Origin of the sequence: Flavonifractor sp. An112 (assembly GCF_904377885.1) — a bacterium.
Lineage (GTDB): Bacteria > Bacillota > Clostridia > Oscillospirales > Oscillospiraceae > Flavonifractor > Flavonifractor avicola.
In genome coordinates this window covers 1-24,164 of the sequence record NZ_CAJFGT010000040.1, presented here as the reverse complement: position 1 = coordinate 24,164, position 24,164 = coordinate 1, and the positions used below count along the sequence as shown (strand labels likewise).

General features: G+C 63.0%; 25 protein-coding genes. 5 read left to right on the top strand and 20 right to left on the bottom strand.

Going from position 1 to position 24,164, the window contains the following annotated elements:
• Nucleotides 1-868 (top strand): diphosphate--fructose-6-phosphate 1-phosphotransferase (locus IHN22_RS07620; protein WP_191434538.1); only part of this gene is annotated, 868 nt, incomplete at its 5' end.
• A gap of 97 nt (nucleotides 869-965) precedes the next feature.
• Here the strand turns inward: IHN22_RS07620 and leuB are convergent.
• From leuB to leuC, 3 genes are all read right to left on the bottom strand, one after another.
• Nucleotides 966-2,042, bottom strand: coding sequence for a 3-isopropylmalate dehydrogenase (gene leuB, locus IHN22_RS07615; protein ID WP_191434537.1), 1,077 nt, complete (start codon nucleotides 2,040-2,042; stop codon nucleotides 966-968).
• Nucleotides 2,039-2,524, bottom strand: coding sequence for a 3-isopropylmalate dehydratase small subunit (locus tag IHN22_RS07610; RefSeq protein ID WP_087187950.1), 486 nt, complete (start codon nucleotides 2,522-2,524; stop codon nucleotides 2,039-2,041). Before IHN22_RS07610 ends, leuB begins: the two co-directional genes overlap by 4 nt.
• Nucleotides 2,525-2,673: 149 nt before the next feature.
• Nucleotides 2,674-3,933, bottom strand: a complete 1,260-nt coding sequence (gene leuC / locus IHN22_RS07605) for a 3-isopropylmalate dehydratase large subunit (protein WP_191434535.1) — start codon at nucleotides 3,931-3,933, stop codon at nucleotides 2,674-2,676.
• 126 nt (nucleotides 3,934-4,059) lie between these two features.
• Here leuC and IHN22_RS07600 point away from each other — a divergent pair, with 126 nt between their 5' ends.
• The 4 genes from IHN22_RS07600 (at nucleotide 4,060) to IHN22_RS07585 (ending at nucleotide 8,330) form a co-directional block, all read left to right on the top strand.
• On the top strand, nucleotides 4,060-4,677 hold the full coding sequence (locus tag IHN22_RS07600) for a Crp/Fnr family transcriptional regulator (protein ID WP_087187948.1): 618 nt from the start codon (nucleotides 4,060-4,062) through the stop codon (nucleotides 4,675-4,677).
• Between the two features lie 103 nt (nucleotides 4,678-4,780).
• Nucleotides 4,781-5,578, top strand: coding sequence for an FAD binding domain-containing protein (locus IHN22_RS07595; RefSeq protein ID WP_191434533.1), 798 nt, complete (start codon nucleotides 4,781-4,783; stop codon nucleotides 5,576-5,578).
• The gene (locus IHN22_RS07590; protein ID WP_191434531.1) at nucleotides 5,575-6,048 is read left to right on the top strand and encodes a (2Fe-2S)-binding protein; all 474 of its coding nucleotides are present in this window, start codon (nucleotides 5,575-5,577) and stop codon (nucleotides 6,046-6,048) included. Before IHN22_RS07595 ends, IHN22_RS07590 begins: the two co-directional genes overlap by 4 nt.
• Nucleotides 6,049-6,050: 2 nt before the next feature.
• Nucleotides 6,051-8,330, top strand: coding sequence for a xanthine dehydrogenase family protein molybdopterin-binding subunit (locus IHN22_RS07585; RefSeq protein ID WP_191434540.1), 2,280 nt, complete (start codon nucleotides 6,051-6,053; stop codon nucleotides 8,328-8,330).
• A gap of 59 nt (nucleotides 8,331-8,389) precedes the next feature.
• Here the strand turns inward: IHN22_RS07585 and IHN22_RS07580 are convergent, their stop codons facing one another.
• The 17 genes from IHN22_RS07580 to IHN22_RS07500 form a co-directional block, all read right to left on the bottom strand.
• The gene (locus tag IHN22_RS07580) at nucleotides 8,390-8,638 is read right to left on the bottom strand and encodes a hypothetical protein (protein ID WP_191434529.1); all 249 of its coding nucleotides are present in this window, start codon (nucleotides 8,636-8,638) and stop codon (nucleotides 8,390-8,392) included.
• Nucleotides 8,635-8,886, bottom strand: a complete 252-nt coding sequence (locus tag IHN22_RS07575; protein WP_191434527.1) for a hypothetical protein — start codon at nucleotides 8,884-8,886, stop codon at nucleotides 8,635-8,637. Before IHN22_RS07575 ends, IHN22_RS07580 begins: the two co-directional genes overlap by 4 nt.
• Before the next feature lie 98 nt (nucleotides 8,887-8,984).
• Complete coding sequence (gene spoIVA / locus IHN22_RS07570) at nucleotides 8,985-10,463, bottom strand: stage IV sporulation protein A (protein ID WP_191434525.1); 1,479 nt, start codon at nucleotides 10,461-10,463, stop codon at nucleotides 8,985-8,987.
• 144 nt (nucleotides 10,464-10,607) lie between these two features.
• Complete coding sequence (locus tag IHN22_RS07565; RefSeq protein WP_191434523.1) at nucleotides 10,608-12,317, bottom strand: C69 family dipeptidase; 1,710 nt, start codon at nucleotides 12,315-12,317, stop codon at nucleotides 10,608-10,610.
• Nucleotides 12,318-12,531: 214 nt separating this feature from the next.
• Nucleotides 12,532-13,743, bottom strand: a complete 1,212-nt coding sequence (locus IHN22_RS07560; protein ID WP_087327125.1) for an FprA family A-type flavoprotein — start codon at nucleotides 13,741-13,743, stop codon at nucleotides 12,532-12,534.
• Nucleotides 13,744-13,762: 19 nt separating this feature from the next.
• The gene (locus IHN22_RS07555; protein WP_191434521.1) at nucleotides 13,763-15,673 is read right to left on the bottom strand and encodes an acyl-CoA dehydrogenase family protein; all 1,911 of its coding nucleotides are present in this window, start codon (nucleotides 15,671-15,673) and stop codon (nucleotides 13,763-13,765) included.
• 188 nt (nucleotides 15,674-15,861) lie between these two features.
• Nucleotides 15,862-16,158 (bottom strand): ArsR/SmtB family transcription factor, encoded by a 297-nt coding sequence (locus IHN22_RS07550; RefSeq protein WP_242955348.1) that lies wholly within the window; start codon nucleotides 16,156-16,158, stop codon nucleotides 15,862-15,864.
• Nucleotides 16,159-16,162: 4 nt separating this feature from the next.
• Nucleotides 16,163-16,783, bottom strand: a complete 621-nt coding sequence (locus tag IHN22_RS07545) for a 4Fe-4S binding protein (protein ID WP_191434519.1) — start codon at nucleotides 16,781-16,783, stop codon at nucleotides 16,163-16,165.
• Nucleotides 16,780-16,983, bottom strand: coding sequence for a 4Fe-4S binding protein (locus IHN22_RS07540; RefSeq protein WP_087268628.1), 204 nt, complete (start codon nucleotides 16,981-16,983; stop codon nucleotides 16,780-16,782). Before IHN22_RS07540 ends, IHN22_RS07545 begins: the two co-directional genes overlap by 4 nt.
• Before the next feature lie 134 nt (nucleotides 16,984-17,117).
• Nucleotides 17,118-18,644, bottom strand: coding sequence for a DUF3794 and LysM peptidoglycan-binding domain-containing protein (locus IHN22_RS07535; RefSeq protein WP_191434517.1), 1,527 nt, complete (start codon nucleotides 18,642-18,644; stop codon nucleotides 17,118-17,120).
• Between the two features lie 74 nt (nucleotides 18,645-18,718).
• Nucleotides 18,719-18,820, bottom strand: a complete 102-nt coding sequence (gene spoVM, locus IHN22_RS07530; protein ID WP_140399822.1) for a stage V sporulation protein SpoVM — start codon at nucleotides 18,818-18,820, stop codon at nucleotides 18,719-18,721.
• Between the two features lie 3 nt (nucleotides 18,821-18,823).
• Nucleotides 18,824-18,988, bottom strand: a complete 165-nt coding sequence (locus IHN22_RS07525) for a hypothetical protein (protein ID WP_191434515.1) — start codon at nucleotides 18,986-18,988, stop codon at nucleotides 18,824-18,826.
• A gap of 129 nt (nucleotides 18,989-19,117) precedes the next feature.
• Complete coding sequence (locus tag IHN22_RS07520; protein WP_191434514.1) at nucleotides 19,118-19,768, bottom strand: thiamine diphosphokinase; 651 nt, start codon at nucleotides 19,766-19,768, stop codon at nucleotides 19,118-19,120.
• Nucleotides 19,753-20,634, bottom strand: coding sequence for a ribosome small subunit-dependent GTPase A (gene rsgA / locus IHN22_RS07515; RefSeq protein WP_191434512.1), 882 nt, complete (start codon nucleotides 20,632-20,634; stop codon nucleotides 19,753-19,755). Before rsgA ends, IHN22_RS07520 begins: the two co-directional genes overlap by 16 nt.
• 1 nt (nucleotide 20,635) lies before the next feature.
• On the bottom strand, nucleotides 20,636-22,759 hold the full coding sequence (gene pknB, locus IHN22_RS07510; RefSeq protein ID WP_191434510.1) for a Stk1 family PASTA domain-containing Ser/Thr kinase: 2,124 nt from the start codon (nucleotides 22,757-22,759) through the stop codon (nucleotides 20,636-20,638).
• A 17-nt stretch (nucleotides 22,760-22,776) separates the two neighbouring features.
• Complete coding sequence (locus IHN22_RS07505) at nucleotides 22,777-23,508, bottom strand: Stp1/IreP family PP2C-type Ser/Thr phosphatase (protein WP_191434509.1); 732 nt, start codon at nucleotides 23,506-23,508, stop codon at nucleotides 22,777-22,779.
• A gap of 86 nt (nucleotides 23,509-23,594) precedes the next feature.
• Nucleotides 23,595-24,164: radical SAM protein (locus IHN22_RS07500; RefSeq protein WP_191434507.1), on the bottom strand; the 570-nt coding region annotated here is incomplete at its 5' end.

Genomic DNA, 24,164 nt, shown 5'->3' with positions numbered 1-24,164 from the left:
CAAGTATATGCAGAAGGTGGGCTATGAGTGCCGCATCATGGGCGTGCCCAAGACCATCGACAACGACCTGAACGGCACCGACCACTGCCCCGGCTTCGCTTCCGCCGCCAAGTATATCGCCACCTCCTGCGCCGAGGTGTGGCAGGACGCCCACGTCTATGATACCGGCATGGTCACCGTCATTGAGATCATGGGCCGTCACGCCGGCTGGCTGGCCGGCTCCGCCGCCCTGGCCTCCCTCACCGGCTGCGGCCCCGACCTGGTCTACCTGCCTGAGACCGACTTCGACATGGATCAGTTCGTCAAGGACGTGACCGACATCTACAACAAGACCGGCAAGTGCATGGTGGCCGTGTCCGAGGGCATCCACTATGCCGACGGCCGCTTCGTGTCCGAGGCTGAGACCTCCGCCACCGACGGCTTCGGTCACGCTCAGCTGGGCGGCCTGGCCGTCAAGCTGGCCGACATTATCAAAAACAAGACCGGCGCCAAGGTCCGCGGCATCGAGCTGTCCCTGCTCCAGCGCTGCGGCTCTCACGTGGGCTCCAAGACCGACATCGACGAGGCCTTCCTGGCCGGCAAGACCGCCGTGGAGGCCGCTGTGGCCGGCACCACCGACAAGATGGTGGCCTTCCAGTGCACCCGCGATGGCGGCTACAAGTGCGAGACCGTGCTGCAGCCCCTGGACATCGTGGCCAACTTCGAGAAGAAGGTGCCCCGCGAGTGGATCAACGAGGCCGGCAACGGCGTGAAGCAGGAATTCATCGACTACGTCCTGCCCCTCATCCAGGGCGAGGCCAACGGCCCCAAGGAGCACTCCCTGCCCCGCTTTGCCCGCCTGAAGAAGGTCCTGACCGTCGATATGTAATCCAACGACAGAAAAGAGCCGTTCCCACCACGGGAACGGCTCTTTTTATATCGTGATAAAAAGAAGAGGCGGCACTGCCGCCTCTTCCCTGTTTTCCTTAAATCTTGGCGCAGATGAGATCGCCCATCTGCTTGGTGCCGATGGGGGTGACCCCCGGCTCGGCGATGTCGGCGGTGCGCCAGCCCTCGGCCAGCACAGCGTCCACGGCGGCCTCCACCGCGTCGGCCTCGGCAGCCAGGTGGAAGGAGTAGCGGAACATCATGGCCACCGACAGGATAGTGGCGATGGGGTTGGCCTTGTCCTGGCCCGCGATGTCGGGGGCGGAGCCGTGGATGGGCTCGTACAGGCCGGGAGCGGTGTCGCCGATGGAGGCGGAGGGCAGCAGGCCGATGGAGCCGGTGACCATGCTTGCCTCGTCGGACAGGATGTCGCCGAACATATTCTCGGTGACCACCACGTCAAACTGGCCGGGATCACGGACCAGCTGCATGGCGCAGTTGTCCACCAGCACGTCCTCGTACTGAACGTCGGAATACTCCTCCGCCAGACGGTGCATGACGGACCGCCACAGACGGCTGGTCTCCAGCACGTTGGCCTTGTCCACGGAGGACACCTTCTTCCGGCGGAGGCGGGCCAGCTCAAAGGCCCGGCGGCCGATGCGCTCGATCTCCTTCTCGGAATAGGCCATCCGGTCGGCGGCCTCCATGCCCCGATCCTCGGTCTGGTACTTCTCCCGCTGGCCAAAGTAGATGCCGCCGGTGAGCTCACGGACCATCATCAGGTCAATGCCCTTCTCGGCCGTCTCCTTCTTCAGGGGGCAGGCGTCGGCCATGGCGGGCCGCAAGGCGGCGGGGCGCAGGTTGGCGTACAGGCCCAGATCCTTGCGGATGGCCAGCAGGGCGGTCTCAGGCCGCTGCTCGGCGGGCTTGTCACTCCCCCACTTGGGGCCGCCCACCGCGCCCAGCAGCACGGCGTCGCAGGCCTTGCATTTCTCGGCGGTGCCGTCGGGGTAGCTCTTCCCCACCGCGTCGGTGGCGCAGCCGCCCAGCAGCACGTCCTCATAGGTAAAGCTGTGGCCGAACTTCTTGCCCACGGCCTCCAGCACCTTGACGGCTTCACCCACTACCTCGGGGCCGATGCCGTCGCCCCGGATCAAAGCAATTTTGTAATTCATTTGGCCACACCTCGCGCTTTCAGGGAGTTGAGCAGGCCGCCGGCCTGGATGATGTTGTCCACGAAGGCCGGGAAGGGCGCGGCTTGCCAGGTCTTGCCCTGGGTCTCGTCGGTGATGGTGCCGGTGGCAAAGTCCACGCTCACAGTGTCCCCCGCCTGGATGGCGGCGGCAGCCTCGGGGCTCTCCATGATGGGCAGACCGATGTTGATGGCGTTGCGGTAGAAGATGCGGGCGAAGGAGGGGGCGATGACGCACTTCACGCCGCAGGCCTTGATGGACAGGGGCGCGTGCTCCCGGGAGGAGCCGCAGCCGAAGTTGGCTCCGGCCACGATGATGTCGCCCTGCTCCACGGTGGAAGCGAAGTTGGCGTCAATGTCCTCCATGCAGTGGGAGGCCAGGGATTTTTCGTCGGGGGCGTTGAGGTACCGGGCGGGAATGATCACGTCGGTATCCACGTTGTCGCCGTACTTATATACTTTCAAGGATGTCACCCTTTCTTATTTGGTGCCTTGGGACCCGCCGCAGGCGGGACGCGCCAAGTGGCGCGTGCAAGCGTTTTGCACTGCAAAACCTTGCCGCAGGGGCAATTCACTTGCCCCGAGGAAGAAAAATATGGGGGCCCGAACGCTGTTTACAGCGTTCGGGGATCGGCGACCACGCCCGCCACCGCGGAAGCGGCGGCCACGGCGGGGTTGGCCAGAATGATCTCGGAGGACACGGGGCCCATGCGGCCCACGAAGTTGCGGTTGGTGGTGGAGATGGCCCGCTCGTTGTCGGAGAGCACGCCCATGTGTCCGCCCAGGCAGGGGCCGCAGGTGGGGGTGGACACGGCGCAGCCCGCCTCGATGAAGGTCTGGATCAGGCCCTCGGCCATGGCGTCCAGGGTGATCTGCTGGGTGGCGGGGATGACGATGCAGCGCACGCCGTTGGCCACCTTGCGGCCCTTGAGCACCGCCGCGGCCTGCCGCAGGTCGTCCAGACGGCCGTTGGTGCAGGAGCCGATCACCACCTGCTGGATGGGGGTACCCTCCACCTGATCGATGGTGCGGGTGTTGGAGGGCAGATGGGGCAGGGCCACCGTGGGCTGGAGGGTGTTCAGATCAATGACGATCTCCTGCTCATACTCGGCGTCGGGGTCGGCCTCCACCGCCTCCCACTCACGGGTGACACGGCCCTTCAGGTAGGCACGGGTCTTGTCGTCCACCGGGAAGATGCCGTTCTTGGCGCCCGCCTCAATGGCCATGTTGGCGATGGTGAAGCGGTCGTCCATGGACAGCTCCCCTACCCCTTCCCCGGCGAACTCCAGGGACTTGTACAGAGCGCCGTCCACGCCGATCATGCCGATCAGGTGGAGGATCACGTCCTTGCCGGACACATAGGGCTGGAACTTGCCGGTGAGGGTGACCTTGATGGCGGCGGGCACCTTGAACCAGGCAAGGCCGGTAGCCATGCCGGCGGCCATGTCGGTGGAGCCAACGCCGGTGGAGAACATACCCACCGCGCCGTAAGTACAGGTGTGGGAGTCGGCGCCGATCATGCACTCGCCGGGGGCGGTGAGGCCTTTCTCGGGCAGCAGGGCGTGCTCCACGCCCATGCAGCCCACGTCATAGAAGTGGGTGATGTTGAATTCCTTGGCAAATTCCCGGGCCTGGGCGCACAGCTGGGCGGACTTGATGTCCTTGCAGGGGGTGGAGTGGTCCAGCACCAGGGCGATCTTGTCTTTATCAAATACCTGAGTCAGTCCCGCCTTGCGGAACTCGGTGATGGCGACGGGCGCGGTGATGTCGTTGCCCAGCACCAGGTCCAGCTTGGCCTCCACCAGCTGGCCGGGTACCACCTGGTCCAGTCCGGCGTGGCGGGCCAGGATCTTTTGGGTCATGGTCATTCCCATACGAGGGCGCCTCCTTATTTCTTGTTGGTATCAGCATACCATACCCCCTTGCCAGAAGAATGTAAACCATGCTACAATCTTACCGTAAGGGCAGGGCTTGTCCCCGCCCGAAAGGAGGAAACCGCCATGCTGCGCAACATCTGGACGCCTCTGGCCGACGGCCAGCCCATTCTGCACAAGGAGCCGGGAGAGCTGATCTATCTCCAGGACACCCGGGCGGATTGCTTTTATTATATTGTATCGGGCACCGCCAAGTGCTTCATCTCCTCCCCCGAGGGCGAGGAGCGCATCCTCACCCTCCCCCACGCCGGCGAGCTGATGGGCGAGGCCGCCTTCTTTGACGGCCAGCCCCGGGTATCCTCCGCCATGGCGGTGACCAAATGCCAGCTGGTGGCGGTGGACCGGCAGCACCTGACCCAGGTCTTTGCCGCCCATCCCGATCTGGCCATCGCCATGCTGGAGGACCTGGCCCGCCGTGTGCGGATGCTGTCGGGCCATGTGGACGGGGACTTTCTCCAGGCAGACAAGCGCATCGCCCGCCACCTGCTGACCATCCTGCCCTGGCCGGAGGATACGGTGCGCTGCACCCATGAGGAGATCGGCGCCTCCGTGGGGGTGAGCCGGGTAACGGTAAGCCGGGTGCTGGGCGAGTTCGATAAAAAGGGCTGGATCAGGACGGGCTACAAGAGCCTGAAGCTGACAGACCGCCGGGGCCTGGAGGGCTTTTTGCAGGATGGAAACTGAACCTTGTATTTTTATGATTTCCCCTGTACATTTCTGGCAGAAGCCGGTATAATATCATGTCTGCAAAACGCGAAATGACCCGAACTATGGGGAGGAATTGGATTTGTTCACCATCAAGAGCTACGTGTTTCCCGAGACCCTGGAGGAAGCTGACGAGCTGCTCCAGCGGGACACCCGGACCAGCGTTATCCTGGGTGGCTGCTGCTGGCTGAAAATGGGCCGCCGCCGCATTGGCCGCGCCATCGACCTGACCCGGCTGGGCCTGGACCAGATCGAAGTGAAGGACGGCTATCTGGAGCTGGGGGCCTCGGTCACCCTCCATCAGCTGGAGACCCACCCCGCCGTCACCTCCCGCTTTGACGGCATCCTGGGAGAATGCGTATCCCACATCGTGGGGGTCCCCTTCCGCAACTGCGCCACCGTGGGAGGCTCTGTGTTCTCCCGGTTCGGCTTCTCCGACCTGACCTGCGCCCTTCTGGCGCTGGACGCCACCGTGGTGCTCTACCGGGGCGGCGAAGTGCCGCTGGCCCAGTTCATGGCCTCCCCCATCGCCTTCGACGACATCCTGCTGAAGGTACGCATCAAAGACGACGGCCGCCGGGCCGCCTATCAGAGCGTCCGCCGCTCCACCACCGACTTCCCCACCCTGGCCGCGGCGGTAAGCTGTCTGGACGGCCAGTGGACCGTGTCGGTGGGCGCCCGTCCCGCCCGGGCAGTGCGGTGCGAAAGCGCCGCCGCCTGCCTCAACGAGGGCAAGGGGGCCGCAGCTGCCGGACAGGCCGCCGCCGGGGAGCTGACCTACGGCACCGACCTGCGGGCCGGGGCGGACTACCGGAAGAAGCTGGCCGCCGTGCTGGTGCGCCGGGCGGCAGAGCAGTGCATGGAGGAGAACAAGGGATGAAAGTCAAGATCACCGTCAACGGGATGCTGTATAACAAGCACATCCCCAACGATATGATGCTGCTGGAGTTTCTGCGCAAGTACGGCTACGTCAGCGTGAAGCGGGGCTGCGACACCAGCAACTGCGGCCTGTGTACCGTGTGGGTGGAGGGCAAGCCGGTGCTGTCCTGCTCCTACCCCGCCGCCCGGGCCGACGGCCTCCACGTCACCACCCTGGAGGGTGTGAAGGACGAGGCCGCCTCCTTCGGTCGGTACATGACCTCTCAGGGCGCAGAGCAGTGCGGCTATTGCAGCCCCGGCTTCATCATGGCTGTGCTGGCCATGCGCCGGGAGCTCACCGACCCCACCGAGGAGGAAATCTCCAACTATCTGGCGGGCAACCTGTGCCGCTGCTCCGGCTACGCCGGTCAGACCCGGGCCCTGCGGGCCTGGCTCCACGACAAGCCCTGGGAGAAGGAGGGTCAGGCATGAATCTGAAATTCGTCAATCAGGCCATCCCCAAGCTGGACGGCGCCGCCCTCACCGGCGGCAAGGGCGTGTACACCGAGGACATGGTGCCCCGGGACTGCCTGGTGGTGCAGGTGCTCCGCAGCCCCCACGCCCACGCCCGCATCAAGTCCATCCGCAAGGACGCCGCCAGTCGGGTGCCCGGCATTGCCTGCATCCTGACCTGGGAGGACGTGCCCCAGATCCGCTATACCCTGGCGGGCCAGTCCTACCCGGAGCCCTCCCCCTACGACCGCTACATCCTGGAGCGCACCGTCCGCTATGTGGGCGACCCGGTGGCCATCGTGGCAGGCCGGGACAAGGACTGCGTGGCCAAGGCCATGGGCATGATCCAGGTGAAGTACGACATCCTGGAGCCGGTGCTGGACTTTGAGACCGCTCTGGACAACCCCATTGTGGTTCATTCGGAGGATGACTACTTCCACCACTTCGACATCGGCGGCGACCAGAAGCGCAACCTGGTGTCCAGCGGCTGCGACGCCGACGGCGACGTGGATGCCGCCATGGCCACCTGCGACGTGGTGGTGGAGGGTACCTATTACACCAAGGCCAACGCTCAGGCCATGATGGAGACCTTCCGCACCTATACCTATCTGGACCATAACCGGCGGCTCAACGTGGTATCCTCCACCCAGGTGCCCTTCCACTGCCGCCGCACCATCGCCCATGCTCTGGGCCTGCCCAAGAACATGGTGCGGGTGGTGAAGCCCCGCATCGGCGGCGGCTTCGGCGCCAAGCAGACCCTGGTCAGTGAGCTCTTCCCCGCCCTGGTCACTCTGCGCACCGGCAAGCCCGCCAAGATCGTGTATACCCGGAAAGAGTCCTTCCAGGCCTCCAACAGCCGCCACCAGATGCGGGTCCACGTCAAAGTGGGCGCCATGAAGGACGGCACCATCAAGGCGGTGGATATGCACGCCCTGTCCAACGCCGGTGCTTACGGCGAGCACGCCTCCACCACCATCGGCCTGGTGGGCCACAAGAGCATCCCCCTCTACGCCCGGCAGGCCGCCTTCCGCTTCTCCTGGGACGTGGTGTATACCAACACCATGGCCGCCGGTGCCTTCCGCGGTTACGGCGCCACCCAGGGCTGCTTTGCCATGGAGTCCGCCATGAACGAGCTGGCGGAGAAGCTGAACATGGACCCGGCCCAGCTGCGGCTTATGAACCTGCCCCATGTGGGCGAGCATATGGCCGCCTACTACAACGAGCCCCTCACCAGCTGCAAGCTGCCCCAGTGCATTGAGCGGGGCATGGAAATGATCGGCTGGAAGGAGAAATACCCCTGCGTCAAGGTGGACGACCACCGCGTCCGGGGTGTGGGCATGGCGGTAACCATGCAGGGCTCCGGCATCTCTGCCATCGATACCGCGTCGGTGACCATCAAGCTCAACGACGACGGCTACTATACCCTGATGATCGGCGCCACCGATATGGGCACCGGCTGCGACACCATTCTGGCCCAGATGGCCGCCGAGATTCTCAACTGCCCCATGGACCGCATCACCGTGGACGGGGTGGATACCGACCACTCCCCCTTCGACACCGGCTCCTACGCCTCCAGCACCACCTACGTCACCGGCATGGCGGTGGTGAAGGCCTGCACCGAGCTCAACGAGAAGATCGCTGCCGAGGGGGCCCGCCGCCTCAACATCCACCCCGAGCGGGCGGAGTTTGACGGGGACAAGGTGTACGACCGCACCAATCCGGAGACCTCCATCACTCTGGACAAGCTGGCCCAGGACCTGGTGGTAGGCGAGGGCACCCAGTGGCTCACCGCCACCGCCAGCCACTGCAGCCCCACCTCTCCCCCACCCTTCATGGCAGGCTTTGCCGAGGTGGAAGTGGACCTGGAGACCGGCGAGACCAAGGTTGTGGACTATGTGGGCGTGGTGGACTGCGGCACCGTCATCAACAAGAACCTGGCCCGTGTCCAGGCCGAGGGCGGCATCGCCCAGGGCATCGGCATGGCCCTGCTGGAGGACATCAACTACGACCCCAAGGGCCAGATGGTCAACTCCACCTTCATGACCTACAAGATCCCCAGCCGCACCGACCTGCCGGAGATCCGGGTGGAGTTCCAGGAGAGCTATGAGCCCAACGGCCCCTTCGGCGCCAAATCCATCGGCGAGGTGGTCATCAACACCCCCTCCCCCGCCATTGCCCAGGCAGTATACAACGCCACCGGCGTGCGGGTGCGCTCTCTGCCCATCACCGCAGAGAAGATCCTCATGGGTATGGAGAACTGAACCAAAGACGCAAAAAACCGCTGCAATCCATAAAGATTGCAGCGGTTTTTCTCTTGTACTCAATGGACCGTGATGGACTGGGCAATGTCCTCGAAGTCGTCGTCATAGTCGCCGGAGACGCTGGTAAAGGTGATCACATCCGTAAAATCCTTGCCGAACAGATAATACTGGGTGCCCACCATCTCCACGCCGTTCATGCCGACGCCATAGGAGCACACGATGGCGTCGACGCCCCCCACCGTGGTTTTCTCAAAGGACCGCATTCCGTTGTAGCCGTTGAGGGAGGAGGCATAATAGTCGTCAATCACGTCTTCGCCGTAGTTGTCGATGTTGTCCGCTCGCCCTTGGTGATGTTGATGTTGTCGGTCTGCGTCGGGTAGCCGGGGCAGTAGATGATGGGGAAGGAACCGCTCTCGTCCACCTCATAGCCCTCCGGCAGTTCAATGGACACATGGTCGTAGGTGTAGACATTTCCTACAAGGCCGTCACCGCCGCCGGAGCAGCCGGCCAGGCACACCAGCACGGCGGCCAACACACACAGGGTACGTCTTTTCATCGGGATCTCTCCTTCTTCTCTTTCTGGGTCCTCTCTGCCTGATACGATACAACATTTCCCAGTCCGAAGCAAGATGTACCGCCCATCCTCCCGCTTTTTTACAGAATGATGCAGATCAGCCCGCCGGAACCCTCGTTGATGATACGCTGGAGAGTCTCCTGCAGCTTGGACCGGGCGTCCTCCGGCATCCGCTTGAGCTTGGCGTTGAGATCCTCGCTGACCAGCTCGTGGAAGGACTTGCCGAAGATGTTGGACTGCCAGATGGCCTTGGTGTCCCCCTCAAACTCCTGAAGCAGGAAGTTGACCATCTCCTCGCTCTGCTTCTCATTGCCCACGATGGGAGAGACCTCGGTCTCGATATCAGCTCTTATCATATGTATGGAGGGGGCCGAGGCTTTGAGGCGCACCCCGTACCGGCCGCCCTGCCGGACGATCTCCGGCTCCTCCAGCACCAGTTCGTCGGTGCCGGGCACCACGATGCCGTAGCCGGTGGCCTTCACCTCCTCCAGAGCGCCCGCCACCTTGTCATACTCGGATTTGATCCGGGACAGGCGGCTCAAAAGCTCCAGCAGGTCCCCATCGTCGTGGATGGTGAAGCCGGACTGCTGGGACAGGGTGTCGTAGAACAGGCTGCGGGGCAGCTCCAGGTCGGCGGCGGCCAGACCGGTGCCCAGATTCATGGAGGTGACCTGGGCACGGCTCACCGTGTCGCACTCTCCCATGGCGGCCACCGTGCTCTCTACGTCCCGGATGCGTCGCATTCCCTTGGCGCTCTCCCGGATAGCGGCGTACAGTCCGTGTTTGATGGGGTGATCCCAGGGCAGGGCATCCACCCAGGGGGGCAGAAACAGATCCAGCTCCTTCACCGGGAACTCGTACAGCACCCCCTTGATGATGCCAGTCACTGCCTCCTCCTCCAGCTCCAGGCAGTTGACGCACACGCAGGTGACATCATATCGGGAGGCGATGTCCGCCCGGATGGCCTGAGCCCGCTCAGACCGGGGCTGGGCGGAGTTGAGCACCACCAGGAAGGGCTTACCCAGCTCCTTCAGCTCGGTGATGACCCGCTCCTCCGCCTCCAGGTAGTCCTCCCGTGGAATGTCGGTAACGGTGCCGTCGGTGGTGACCACGATGCCGATGGTGGAGTGCTCGGCAATGACCTTCCTGGTGCCGATCTCGGCGGCCTCCGTCATGGGGATGGGCTCCGGGAACCAGGGTGTGGTCACCATCCGGGGCACGTCGTCCTCCAGAGAGCCCACCGCCCCGGGCACCAGATAGCCCACGCAGTCGATGAGCCGCACCTTGAAGGTGGCCCCGCTGTCCATGGTGACCTCCACCGCCTCCTCGGGGACGAATTTGGGCTCGGCGGTCATAATGGTGCGGCCCGAGCCGCTCTGGGGCAGCTCATCCTTGGCCCGCTCCCGGCGGTAGACGTTCTCGATGCCCGGGATGACCATGGTCTCCATGAACCGCTTGATGAACGTGGATTTTCCAGTCCGCACCGGCCCCACCACGCCGATATAGATATCCCCCTCAGTCCGCAGGGCGATATCCTCATAGAGCTTGCGTTGTTCCACTGGCAATTCCTCCTTCGGCCATGTTAAGCCGGCGTTTTCTCTACATAGGTATGGGGATAAGCCGTGGAATATGCCTGGAGGCGAGTCCGCCGTACAGACAGCAAAGGAGCGCGCCGAAGCGCGCTCCTTTGCGGGAAAGCTGGATTACAGCTGGTTGGCGAAGTCCATGGGGACGTAGGTCAGGCCGTCCTTGGCGTAGCAGTAGTGGGTCAGCTCGATATCGTCGCCGCCCGCCACCTTGCAGGTGTAGCTCTCCAGGGTGAGGGTGTAGCTGGTGGTGCCCTTGGTGAGCGTGACGGTGCTGTCGGCGCCGTTCCAGGTGACGGTGTAACCCTTGGCCTCGGCCACCTCACGCACCGGCACATCGGCCAGGAAGGTGGTGGGGGTCTTGCCGGCGGCCAGGCCGGTGTTGTGCATCATGGTGGTGAGCAGCTTGGCGTACAGGTTGTCGGACAGGGTCATCTCATGTTCGGCCATGTCGATACCCAGCTGGGTCACATAGGCGTCGCCAGCGGCCCGGCTCTCCTGGTACTTGGCCATGACGATGGGGGCCTGCTCCAGCATGGTCTCGTACATCAGGCCCTCCTGCAGCTTCCAGAAGTCCTTCACGCCCTGGCCGTACAGGGTGCGGTCCTGCTCAGCGATGGTGCAGATACGCTTGAACATCCAGAAGGCGCCGGCGGGATCGTAGGTGTCTCCGTCCACCTTGTAGGCGTCGGCGGTGTCGGTGATGCCGGAGAAGAAGGGAATGAACACGGAATGCTCAGCGTTGCCCAGGGCCAGCCAGTCAATGGAGGAGCAGTAGGCAGGCCAGTCGGGGAAGGTCTGGAGGATGTGGATCTGAGAGGAGCGCTCGGTGCCGATGACACGGTTCTCCTCCTGGCCGGGCAGGGTCACATCCAGGGGGGTGTCCTCATAGCGGTTGCGGTAGATATCCATGACGGTGAGGACGCTCACCTTCTCATCGGGGCTGTAGAACAGCGGATAGAAGGTGTTGGTGTCGTACTCGCCCACCTGGGAAGGCGCCAGGATCTTCATGCCCATCCAGTTGCGCATATTGTTGTAGTCCTCGCGGGTGTTGTTGGTGACGCTCTTGGCCAGATGATAGAGGTCCCCCTCCTTCACCGCCAGACCCAGCTGGTCGATGAGCTCAAACAGGCCGTCGGAGTAGATGTAGCCGTCCTCGGGGGTGGCCTTGGGGTCCACCAGGCCGATCATGTTCTGGTTGCCAAAGACCGCCACCTTGTCGTCGGGCATCTTCATGGCGCAGTACTGATGGCCGCCGTAGATCTCCACGATCCAGGCTTCGTTCTGATCGGTAATCATGACGGTGTTGCCTTCCTCGGAGCCGTACTGGTCCACATAGCCCAGCAGCACGTCCACGGCTTCACGGGCGTTGGTGGACACGGCGGCCACGGAGGCGGCCAGAATGGCCTCACGCAGGCCGGGTTCCACGAAGGGATCGGCCTTCTCCCAGGCCTCGCAGGTGGAGGTGGACACGGTGGCGGAAATGCTCACGCCGTACTCGTTGGTGCAGGAGCCGGGATACATTCCGTCGTCTCCCCGGGTGTAGTCGGGCACATAGGTGTACTTGTAGGTGGTGTCCGGCAGGGGGATCTTGAAGCCGGTGGCGGTGTCCTCGATGTAGCGGCCGGGCACGTTCTCCACCCGGGGCTGCACCATGAACATCTTATTGTAATCGCCCTGGCTCTGGTCCTCACTGCGGGCGATGATATAGGTCCCCTGGTCGCTGACGTCCTTGCCCACATAGACGCCGGTGCAGGCCAGCGCGCTGGTGCTCAGCAGCACAGTGCCCGCCAGCGCAGCAGACAGGATGCGAAAGGACTTTTTCATGGTCGTACACATCTCCTTCTTTTGTGATTCGAGTCCGGGGTCCCGCGAAAAAAACAACCTCCCTTCTTTCCATCGAATTCCGGATGTTTCCGGTCATAAACAAATAGTTGCACAAAAGTAACGGTTTGTCAATACGGAAAATTGTAAGTCTCTCCAATTCACGACAAAAAGGCAAGCGCTCCCACAAAATTTGTGGGAGCGCTCGCTTGGGTCGTTACTGCATGGATTCCACAATGGCGTCGGCCAGGGCCTCCAGCTCGGCGGCCTTGTCGGCGTGGAGGGCGGAGGCGATGGACAACCGGTCGTTGAGAACGGTCATGTTCTTCAGTTCCTCATCCACGAACTTCTGCATCAGGTCGCCCGACTTGGGGGCCCAGGAGCCGTTCTCGATGAGGGCGAAGGTGCGGTTCTGAAGGTTGAGGCCCTTCAGATGCATGAGATAGTCGTGCATGACGGGGTAAATGCCCAGGTTGTAGGTGACGCTGGCCAGCACGATGTGGCTCAGCCGGAAGGACTCGCTGACCAGGTAGGACACATGGGTGTTGGACACGTCGTACACCCACACGTTGGTGACGCCCTTCTCGCACAGCTTGGCGGCCAGAGCCTGAGCGGCGGCCTCGGTGTTGCCGTACATGGAGGCGTAGGCGATCATGACACCCTTCTCCTCCGGCTCATAGCGGCTCCACTTGTCGTATTTGTCGATGAAGTAGCCCAGATCCTTCCGCCATACGGGCCCGTGGAGGGGGCAAATGTACTTGATCTGGTCCAGAATGGTACCGGCCTTTTTGAGCAGCAGCTGGATGTGGGGGCCGTACTTGCCCACGATGTTGGTGAGGTAGCGGCGGGCGTCGTCAATCCAGTCCCGGTCGAAGTTGACCTCGTCGGCGAACAGCTTGCCGTCCAGGGCTCCGAAGGAGCCGAAGGCATCGGCGGAGAAGAGAACGCCGTTGGTGGTGTCGAAGGTGACCATGGCCTCAGGCCAGTGGACCATGGGGGCGGCCACGAAGGTGACGGTGTGCTTGCCGAAGGTCTGGGTGTCCCCCTCCTTCACCTCAATGAGCTCATGGCCGTCGATCTGGAAGCCGAACTGGCGCATGAAGAGGAAGGACTTTTCGGTGGAGATCACCTTCACCTGGGGCCAGCGCAGCAGGATCTCCTCGATGGAGGCGCCGTGGTCAGGCTCCATGTGGTTGATGACCAGATAATCCAGAGGGCGGTCTCCCAGCAGATGCTCCACGTTCTCCAGCAGCTGGCGGCAGGCGGACCAGTCCACGGTATCGAAGAGGACGGTCTTTTCGTCCAGCAGCAGATAGGCGTTGTAGCTGACGCCACGGGGGATGGGATGGATGTTTTCAAACAGGTGGAGCCGGTGGTCGTTGGCGCCCACCCAGAACAGATCTTCCGTCACATTGCGGACACAATACATGATAGTCCCTCCTTCTTACTCAAGCTTCAATGAACATATCCTTACCCTCGGCGCACTCGGGGCACACCCACTCCTCGGGCAGGTTTTCAAACAGGGTGCCGGGGGCCACCTCGGCGTCGGGGTCGCCCAGCTCGGGGACGTACTCGTAGCCGCAGCCGCCGCACACATACCGCTTGCCGATGGGCTCGGGCTTGGGGGGCGCGGGGCGCTTCATCTTCACCATGGGAGGCGCGGGCTGCTTCTCCCCGGTGTCCAGGGCGGCGGCCAGCAGGGGCAGGATCTCGTTGACGTCCCCCACGATGCCGTAGTCACAGTTCTTGAAGATGGGGGCGTTGCCGTTCTTGTTGATGGCCACGATGGTGGAGGCATCCTTGATGCCCTTCAGGTGCTGGATGGCGCCCGAGATGCCGCAGGCGATGTACAGGTTGCCCTTGAACTTCTGGCCGGACATACCCACATACCGGTCCAGAGGCACATACTTCAGGGTCTCGGCCACCGGTCGGGAGGAGCCGATGGCAGCGCCGGCGGCTTTGGCCAGGTTCTCCACCAGCTTCATGTTCTTCTTGTCCCCGATGCCCTGACCGGCAGACACCACGCGCTCAGCCTGGCTGATGGGGGTATTCATGGGGATGCCCACGGTAAAGTCGTGGCCGTCCTTCTTCAGGTGCTCCACCAGAGCGTTGACCTGATCGGCGGCGCTCCCCTCCTTCAACAGGATGCGCTTGCGCACGCCGGTGACAGGGGCAGGCTTCTTGGGCCGGCTGGAGGAGCCGCCCTCGCTCTTGGGGGGCTTACCCATAATGGCGGAGGAGATGACCACCCGCTGGATCTCGTTGGTGCCCTCGTAGATGGTGGTGATCTTGGCGTCCCGGTACATCCGCTCCACGTCCATACCCTTGAGGAAGCCGGTGCCGCCGAAGATCTGGACGGCGTCGTTGGTGACCTCCAGGGCGATGTCGGAGGCATACATCTTGGCCATGGCGGACTCGGTGCCGTAGGGCTCGTGATGCTCTTTCAGGTCGGCGGCGGAGTAGACCAGCATACGGGCACAGCGGATTTTGGTTGCCATATCGGCCAGCTTGAAGCCGATGGACTGGTTGAAGCCGATGGGCTTGCCGAACTGGACCCGCTCCTTGGCGTATTCCACGGCGGCCTCATAGGCCCCCTGGGCGATACCCAGGGCCTGGGCCGCGATGCCGATGCGTCCGCCGTCCAGGGTGGACATGGCGATCTTGAAGCCCTGGCCCTCCTTGCCAAGCAGGTTCTCCTTAGGCACCTTCACATCGTTGAAGATGAGCTCGGCGGTGGAGGAGGAACGAATGCCCATCTTGTCGTAGTGGTCGCCGAAGGTGAAGCCCTCCCAGCCCTTCTCCACGATGAAGGCGGAGATGCCCCGGGTGCCGATGTCGGGGGTGGTGACGGCGAAGACCACATAGGTGTCCGCCTTGGGCGCGTTGGTAATGAAGATCTTGCCGCCGTTGAGGAGCCAGTGGTCCCCCTTGTCCACGGCGGTGGTCTCAGTGCCGCCGGCATCCGAGCCGGCGTTGGGCTCGGTGAGGCCAAAGGCGCCGATCTTCTCGCCCTTTGCCAAGGGCACCAGGTACTTCTGCTTCTGCTCCTCGGTGCCGTAGGCGAAGATGGGCCAGGAGCCCAGGGACACGTGGGCCGACAGGATGACGCCGGTGCCGCCGTCCACCCGGGACAGTTCCTCCACCGCGATGGCGTAGCTCAGGGCGTCCAGTCCGGCGCCGCCGTACTCCTTGGGATAGGGGATGCCCATGAGCCCCATCTCCCCCAGCTTCTTAATGGCCTCGTCAGGGAATTGGTTCTCCTTGTCCATCAGGAAGGCCTGGGGCTTGACTTCCGCTTCCGCAAATGCCCGGATCTTGGCCCGCAGGGCCTCGTGTTGCTCCGTGGTCTTGAACAGCATGGTGTCGTCCTCCTTATCTGTATTTAGAATCAATAATAAGAATCATTATCTTATGAGACCATCCTAACACAGTGGAGTAAAGTATGTCAATAGGAATTATGGCATTTTAACAAAATATTTCCCATATGAGAACCAGGAATTAGAAGAACAGACAGCGCATCCCACATCAAATGGGACGCGCTGTCTGTTCATTGGGCACAATATTGTTCTTTCAGCACCGCCATCAGGGCCTGAAGGCGACTGTCTTTGATGGAATAGGTAACGAACTGGCCGTGCTTCTCCGCCTGGACCAGTCCCCCATCCTTCAGCTTGTGCAGGTGCTGGGACAGGGCGGGAGCGGTGATGTTGGGCACGCTCTCCCCCAGCTCCCCCACCGTCTTGGGTCCGTCCAGCAGGGCGCACAGGATGAGCAGCCGGTTCTCGTTGGCCATCTGGGCCATAAGCGAAGCGATGGTTTGGGCCTTTTCCCGCAGTTGTTCGTCCATATGCTTACCTCCGGCAGCCGGAACAGGCGGCGCAGGCCCCCGCCGGGGCCTTGCCTGCCCACAGGGTGCAGATCAGCTGGGTCATGGTGCCCATGGGGCAAAACACGCACCAGGTCCGGGCCTTAAAAAGCACCATAACGATAAGGCCGATAAGGGTGGAGGTAAGCATGATGGAGTAGAACCCGAAGGCGAACTGGGCCACCCAGGGAGCAAAGAGGGTGCCGTGATAGGCCCAGTGCCAGGGCACCTGGAAGGTCCAGAACAGCTTGACGAACTCCCCAATGTCTCTGGCTCCCGCCCCTACCAGGTAAGTGGTAAAGAGCATCTGGAAAAACATCACGAAGAAAAAGATGAGAAAGCCGTACCGGAAGGCTTTGGTCCGCATCCACCGGGGGGTGGGCTTGTTCCGGGACAGCTTGAGCCGCCCGCCCAGCAGGGACAGGAACTGCCCCCGGTCGCAGTAGCGGTTGCAGTAGAGCTTGCTGCCGCCGAAGATGGCGATGAGCAGGGGCAGACAGAAGAAGATCATGCCCAGCCAGGCAAAGAGGATGTTGAAGAACCCCAATCCCAGATAGATGGGGGTGACGATCCACAGATAGTCGTACCAGTGTTTTTTCTTGTTCATGCGCCCACCTCCCGGTCCCGCAGTTCAATGGTGCCCGCCGGGCACTCTTTGGCGCACTTGCCGCAGCCCACGCACTTCTCCCGGTCCACCTGGGCGATGACTCCACGCCAGATGGAGATGGCTGACATGGGGCACACCTTTACACAACAGCCGCAGGCCACGCAGTGCTTCCCCACAGCGGCATAACGCTTCGACGCCATAGATCGTCCTCCTATTAATTAAGTATTTAAGCAATTACTAATATAACAGAACCACCGCCGGAATGCAAGCGGAAAAATCGGGGCGATGCGCGCTCCATCAAAAATGGCCGCCAAATGGCGGCCATTTTCTCGGCTTATCGTTTTCTGGGGATGAGCAGCAGCTGTCCGTCGGGCAGCTCCTCCTCCTCCAGGGCATTGGCCTGCATCACGTCCCGGGCGGTGGTGCCGTAGGCCTTGGCGATGTCCCACAGCCGCTCTCCCCCGCTCACCATCCGCAGCACGATGGAGGGCTGACCGGCGTGGTCAATGGGGGCATTCTCATCGAAGGACACGGCACTGACGGCGGCAGCCTTGCTGCCGGTAAGGGCCAGCCAGGCAAAGCGCACCGGGAACCGGACCTCCGCGCCCCCGGAGGCAGGCGCCCCATACACCGGAGCGGTGCAGGCGCACCGACAAGAGCACCGTGCCCCCTCGGGCAGATCCACCGGGCAGGACACGGGTATGGTGCGGGTGACAGCCGCCGTCTCCCCCGACTCGGTGCGGCAGAGCAGATGTACATTGGCCTGAACGGTGAGGGATACCCGCTCCCCCTCCCGGTTTTGGGTCACGTCTCCCATGGTCACATAGGCGTCCAGCACGTCCTGGGGGGCCACGCCGGTTTCCAGCAGCTCCCGGACGGCCACCTCCCGCTCTCCCCGGTCAGCCACCCGGCTCAGGTCCATGGTGCGGATCTCGTTGTCCAGCTGATAGAGGGTGGAGTACACGTCGGTAAGCAGGGTGAGGCTCCGCTCCTCCCGGATCACCGCCTGGGCCAGCAGGCCCATGGACACGCTGATGGTGCGCCCGTCCCCGTCGTCCAGCTCACAGCTCAGATCGGTGAGGATCAGCCCCACCTGACACATGGCCTCCTCCCCAGCGCCGCTCACCTCCATCAGCTGGGAGATGGGCAGCTCGAACTCCCCGGTGCTCAGTCCGCCGTCGGCACAGCGGTAGAGCACCTGGAGCCGGGCGGAACCCTTGAAAATCAGCTTGCTGCCGATGACTTTGGCCTCCCCGCACTCCAGGGACACCCGCCACTTCAGCAGGGCCTCCGCCTCCGGGCGGCTGCCCGCCAGGGTAAGCTCGTCGCTGAATGGGAAGGGTTTTTCCTGTACACACACTGTCACACAGGTGTCACAGCTCTGACTGAGCTGCTCCACCCCCGCCTGCTCCGGGTCCAGCACCGAGGCGGGAGCCCAGTCGGCCACCGGTGCAAACACCTGTACGTCCACCACCAGGTCGGCCCGCACCAGCACCTTCCGGGGGTTGACCAGCCGGGCGTCCGCCCCCCGCAGCCGGGGCTGGGCCACCACCTTGCAGCCGGGGGTGATGTCGGGGGAATCGGCGGTGCAGGTGAAGGGCAGATCCACCTCCAGCCGCCGCAGACCCACCTCCCCGTCGGGCTGGCAGAGCAGCAGGGCGTGGATGGTGCCGGACAGCTCCACCCGGCCCTCCATGGCCTCCTTCCTATGGAGGCACACCACACCTTCGGTATCGCAGACCTCCAGCAGGTCCGGGCAGGCGTCGGGTACGATGCTCTCTACCGTCTCCTCCTGCGCCACGGCGGCGTCCAGCACCCCGCGAAATCCGTCCAGCGCCGTCCGTTCCAGTTCCAGTTCCATAGCGTTCCACTCCTTGTACGGGCCATTGCCCAGACTGATTGCTGCTAGGGCAATATATGTACAAGGTGGTCCGGCTATGACCGGCTTTCCGGCGCCAGGTCGGATTTTTTGATGCCGAATACCAGCCTCAGCAGGCTGCTGAGGGCTTTGGGGGACTTCACTACCACGATCTTCATACCTTATGCCTCCCTGTCAAGCCAATATCGTTTGAGCCAGCCAAAGCCCCGGCGGCCCATCCAGGCCCCGGCCACAAAGACCGCCAGAGTGCCCGGACGAAACAGCAGCACCGCGCCCGCGCCGCACAGCACCGCCGCGGCAAGGGTCTTCTTGCCCTCCAACGTCAAAACAGCCGCCTCCCTTCACTGGTTCTGTCCCAGTATACGCGCAGGAAGGCGGTTGTGTTCATGCCTCAAAGGCGGACGATAAAACAGGGGGCGGCTTTTGCCGCCCCACATGAGGTATTCAGTATGCTTTTATGGTTCCCGCTGGCTGCGGATCACCAGCACTGCCCCCTCCTCCACAGAGATCTCCATCACCGGCCCGGAGGGCTCGTTGCTGACGGTCAGGGTATCCCCACGGGTGATGGATGCACCCTCCAGGGGATATTTGACACCACGCAAGGTAACACCCTTTACAGTCTTGTCCAGGGGAATGATAGACAGATAGTGATAGTGGGGCGTATCTTCCAACGTAAGGCCGCCGTTTCCCAGAAAACGCACCTCGTTGTCCCCGTCGGCCATGACGGCTTTGCCGCCCCGGCGGGCGATCCACTCCAGCAGCACCAGATTGGAGGCGGTGTGGTCCAGCCGCCCGCCGGTGCAGCCACACAGCAGCAGCTCTTTGCATCCCTGTTCCAAGGCCCAGTGGGCCGCCGCCTGGAGGTCGGTAAAGTCCTTCTCCACCGGCAGGGTGGCATAGGGTACGTCCCCGGCGGGGCCGCCGCCGGAATCCCAGTCCCCGATGAGGTAGTCCGGTTTCAGCCCGGCGGCCAGAGCGGTTTGCAGCCCGCCGTCGGCGCAGATCACCGTCCAGTCCTTTCCCTCCAGATACGCCCCCAGAAAAGCCAGGTCGGCGCAGGGGGCTGCGCCGACGATGAGGGCCTGTTTGGTTATTTTCTCTGCCATTCCGGCACTTCCTTTGCCTGCTGGTACAGCCGCACATAGCTCTGGTGACGGCTGGCCGGGATCTCCCCCGCTTTTACCGCCGCAAGGACTGCACAGCCTTTTTCCTTTACATGGGCGCAGCCGGTGAACCGGCACTGGTCCAGATAGGGAGCGAACTCCCGGAAGGTGTATTGCAGCTCCTCCGGCCGCCGCAGCTCCATCTCCTCGGTATCGAAGGAGGAGAAGCCGGGGGTATCGGCCACGATGGCCCCGCTGTCCAGCCGGAACAGTTCTACATGACGGGTGGTGTGGCGGCCACGGCCCAGCTTGTCGGACACCTCGCCCACCCGAATATGGAAGTCGGGCTGGAGGGCGTTGAGAATGGAGGACTTGCCTACACCGGAATTGCCTGTAAAGGCAGATACCTTTCCAACAATGGCAGCGGCCAGCTGATCAATGCCCTCCCCCGTCTGGGCGCTCACCCGCAGGGTAGTGAAGCCCGCCCTGGTATAGGTGTCGTACAGGCTGTCCGCCCCGTCCAGATCGCACTTGTTGAGGACAATGATGCTCTCGCAGTCCCGCCCCTCGGCGATGGACACCACCCGGTCGATGAGGAAGGGGTCGGTGACCGGGATGGCCCCGGAGGCCACCACCACCAGCTGGTCAATATTCGCCACTGCCGGGCGCTGGAACTCATTTTTCCGGGGCAGAACGGCGTCCAGAATGCCGCTCTCCCCCTCCAGGCGGGTAAACTCCACCCGGTCCCCCACCAGGGGGCTCACCTTCTGGTGGCGGAATTTGCCGCGACCCCGGCAGGCGGTGAGCCTGCCGGAGCCGTCGTCCACATAGTAGAAGCCGCTGAGGGCTTTTAAAATGATCCCTTCCATATCAGCCGAAGTCTTTGGGCTCGCTCAGGCTGAGCTGGCCGTCGAAGTAGACGCCGACGGTCTGGGTGCCGCTGCCCTTCAGGGGCACCGTCACCAGCTGCTGAACCGTATCCAGGGTCTTGCGGTACTGCTCCTGTCCGTCCACCGTGATCACCACCTCCACGCTGTCCCGATCCCGGGGCAGATTGACGGTGTAGGAGATGGTTTTCAGCTGGCTGCTGGGGGACTCGGTGGGCTGGTCGGTGGGCGGAGTGGACTCATTGGGATCGGTGCTGGGCTGGGTGGTGGGTTCGCCGGCGGAGGGGTCGGAACCCTTGCTCACCCGCAGGCGGATGGTCTGGCCCTTCTCCACCTCGGTGTTGGGATCGATGCTCTGCCAGCACACATGGCCAGCTTCCACCGAGTCGTCGTACACCTCTTCCACAGAGACCGTCAGGCCCAGCTTGTCGGCGGCATCCCGGGCTTCCTGCTCCGTCATGGTCACAAAGTTGATGACGGTCACCGGCTCCTCCTTCGGGCCGGTGCTCACCACCAGGGTCACCTTGTCCACGCCCTCCAGGCTGGCGTCGGCCTTGGGATCGGTGGAGATGACGTAATCCTTGGTTACGTCCTCGCTGGCCTCCTCCTGGATCACCAGGTTGCCCTTCTCCTCGCTGTAGCCCAGGGCGTTAAGCTCGCTGATGGCGATCCGCTTGTCGCGGTCCACCAGGTTGGGCATGACGCCCTCCTCCAGCTCGTCGGAGTCGCTGCCGTTACTCAGATCCACGGTGATGGTAGCGCCCGCCTGGGCGTTACGGCCGCTCTCCGGGTCCTGAGATACGATTTGACCGGCAGGCAGACTGCTGTCCACCGTATTGCCGACCACGATATGGAAGCCAGCCTCCACCACGTCGGAGTGCTGCTCGGCCTCCTCCACAGTCATGCCAATGAGCTTGGGCACATTATACTGGGTGGAACTGCCGCCGCCCAGGCCATTGAAGAAGGAGAACCACAGGAACACACCCATGCCCACCAGGAACAGAGCCACCGCACCGATGGCCAGGAAGATGGGCAGACGGCTGTTGGCGCCCCGGACCTCCTCATAGTCATCCTCGTACCGCTTATTTTTGGTACGGCTGCGGGGGTCCTCCTCCCGCCGTGGCCCTCTGGACCGGGTCCAGGTATCCTCCTCATAGCGGTCGGCGTGGGCGGGCTGGGCCCGCACATTGCTGGGGGTGTTGGCACCCAGTACCTGGGTGGGCTCATCCCCTTCGGTCACCAGCAAATCCGCCGGGGTATAGTCAAAGTTGATGGAGGGATTCTTGCGGAACTCCTCCAGGTCGGCCAGCATGGCGTCGGCGGAGATATACCGCTGGTTCACGTCGGAGGCCATGGCCTTCATGGTGATGGCTTCCAGCGCCTCTGGGATCTCCGGATCGATCTCTCTGGGAGACAGGGGGATGGAATTGATGTGCTGAATGGCCACTGCCACAGGGGAATCTCCCTCATAGGGCAGGCGGCCGGTGATCATCTCATAGAGCACCACGCCGGCGGAGTAGATGTCGCTGCGGGCATCGATGTGGCTGCCCCGGGCCTGCTCGGGGGAGATATAGTGGACCGAGCCCAGGGCCTCCTGGGTCAGGGTAGCCTGTGCCGAGGAGGTGAGCCGGGCGATGCCGAAGTCGGCCACCTTCAGGGATCCGTCCCGCAGCACCATCACATTGTGGGGCTTGATGTCCCGGTGGATAATGCCCCGGCTGTGGGCGTGGGACAGGGCCTTCATGATCTGGGTGATGAAGTGAAGGGCCTCCCGCCAGGCCAGCTTGCCGCCCTTCTTCTGCATATACTGCTTGAGGGTGATGCCGTCCAGCAGTTCCATGACGATATAGTCCAGTTCGGGCGTGTGGGACACGTCGTACACCGCCATGATATTGGGATGGGACAGCATGGCAACGGCCTGAGACTCATCGTGGAAGCGGCGGCGGAACTCGGCGTCGGAGGCCAGCTCCTCCTTCAGGATCTTGATGGCCACCAGCCGGTTGAGCCGGTGATCCCGGCCCTTGTACACCACGGCCATACCGCCGATGCCGATGCGCTCCAGAATTTCATATCGGTTGTCGAGTAATTTCCCTATGTACTGATCCATAGTTCATTACCCCCTTTTCAAAGGATCTGGAAGAGGACCGCCGTCACGTTGTCCGGCGCACCTCTTGAGATGGTGATGTCCAGCAGCCGCTGACAGCAGTCAGCCGGATCTCCCCCGTGGATGACCTCGTAGAGCAGCTCCTGGTCGGAGAGAATGTTGCTCAGCCCGTCGGAGCACAGCAGCAGGTAGTCTCCGCTGACCAGCTCCCGCTCATACAGGTCGGCCCGGATGCGCTCCTCCGCGCCCAGAGCCCGGGTGATCAGGTTCTTTCGGGGATGAGTGCGGGCCTGTTCCGGGGTGATATCTCCCCGGGCCACCATGTCCTCCACCACCGAGTGGTCCCGGGTGAGCCGGGTGATGCCCCCCTCGTTGATGTGGTAGGCCCGGCTGTCGCCGATGTTCAGCAGATAGGCGGTGTTCTCCACCACCATCACCGCCACCATGGTGGTGCCCATGCCGAAGCAGTCGGGATCGGAACTGGCCCGGCGGTATACCGCGCCGTTGGCCTCCTCCGCCGCACGGGCCAGCACCGCCGGCGGCGGGGTATCCGGCTCGCCCTGGGCGTGCTGGAGGGTATCCACGAAGGTCTCCACGGCAATGAGGCTGGCGATGTTGCCCGCCTTGGCGCCGCCCATACCGTCGCACACCACGCCCACAGCCAGGTGTTCCGACGGCACGTCTAAGTAATACCCGTCCTGATTCTGGGTACGCACCACGCCTTTATCGGTGATGCCCCACGCTTTGATCATAGTGAATCAGCCTCTTTTCCAGCCGGCCGGCCCTGCTGCCCGGGCCCGCGGCAAAACAATGGAACTGGCGTTTGGGCCAGTGCAGCTCAATCATCGGTATGCAGCATGGCCTTCCTGCGGAGCTGACCGCAGGAGGCGTCGATGTCCCCGCCCAGCTTGCGCCGTACCGTGGCCGTGATGCCGTGGGACTCCAGGCGCTTCTGGAACTGGGCCACCCGGCGGCTGGGCTTGAGAGGGCTTTCCGCCACATGGTTCAGGGGGATCAGGTTCACATGGCCCGGGGTGCCCTTCAGGTGACTGGCCAGCAGGTCAGCCTGCCAGTCGGAATCGTTCACCCCGTCCACCATGGCGTACTCATAGGAGATCCGCCGCCCGGTCTTTTCAAAATACCGGCGGCAGGTGTCAAAGAGCTTCTCCACGCCCACGCTTCTGTTCACCGGCATCAGCTTGCTGCGGGTCTCATCGTCGGGAGCATGGAGAGATACCGATAGGGTTAATTGTAACTGATGTTCGGCCAGTTTGTCAATTTTTTCGACCAGACCGCAGGTGGACAGAGAGATGTGGCGCATCCCGATGTTGAGTCCGTCGGGGCTGTTGACCAGGGATAGGAACCGCAGCACCGTGTCAAAGTTGTCCAGGGGTTCGCCGATGCCCAT